The sequence below is a fragment of the Bartonella sp. AP4SXKL genome (assembly GCF_042195845.1).
Classification (GTDB): Bacteria; Pseudomonadota; Alphaproteobacteria; order Rhizobiales; family Rhizobiaceae; genus Bartonella.
This window is the reverse complement of the sequence record NZ_JBHIPA010000066.1, coordinates 1-794: the sequence shown is the minus strand read 5'-3', so window position 1 is coordinate 794 and position 794 is coordinate 1. Positions and strand designations below refer to the sequence as shown.

Here is a 794-nt window from a genome sequence, read left to right as displayed (position 1 = left end):
TGTTTATCATAGTGAACAACAGCCGATTCATCAGACTGAAGATTGTTAGAAAGCTCCTTCAGACTTTTATCAAGCTGACCTTTGTTAACTGCTTCATTATCCCTTGTCGCTGTCTTAACACCTGAAAGTATTCTATCTTGGCTTTCCTTATCCGCAATACTGATGCTCGCACCTTCTTTTTCACCACCAAGCTTGATTACTTTTGTCGTGTCATCAAACTTAACAAGACTATCTCTTACAACTTTATTAATCTCATTCTTAAGCTCTTTGTGAATATTCGTGAATGAAGCCCCTACACCAGTAAACGCTTTGGCAACATCATCATAACTTTGCTCTTCAACAGCACTGCCATCTTCTTTGACGATCTTAACTTTGAAGCTTGGAGCACTCCAATGACCTTCTTTATATTCAGCGCCACCGCCAAAGAATTTAGCTATATTCGTAGCTGTTGTTTCAAGATTGTTAGATACACTGCTTATATTTTGATTAGTCGCAAAAAGCTGTGAACCATTGACCGCTTCACTTGAGCTTGCAGAAACCTCTCCATTGGAAAGAAACTTAATTTTACTGTTGCCTTTCTCATCACCCTCTCCATGTGTTGCTACAAATGCCTTTTCAGAATCACTCCACAACAACGCATTCTGCTTAATATTTTCAGTAACCTCCGTGTTGTTTTGAGTAAACTCTTTTTGAAGATTCTCAAAAGATGTTCCTACACCAGCAAATGCTTCCGATACACTATTGTAAACCTTTTCCTCACCAGCACTACCATCAGAATTGACAGTTTTAAGCTT

General features: G+C 38.7%; 1 pseudogene. It reads right to left on the bottom strand.

The annotated features are described in order from the left end of the window. Positions 1-794 (bottom strand): annotated as a pseudogene (locus tag ACFIMI_RS09700) (hypothetical protein); the annotation flags it as partial.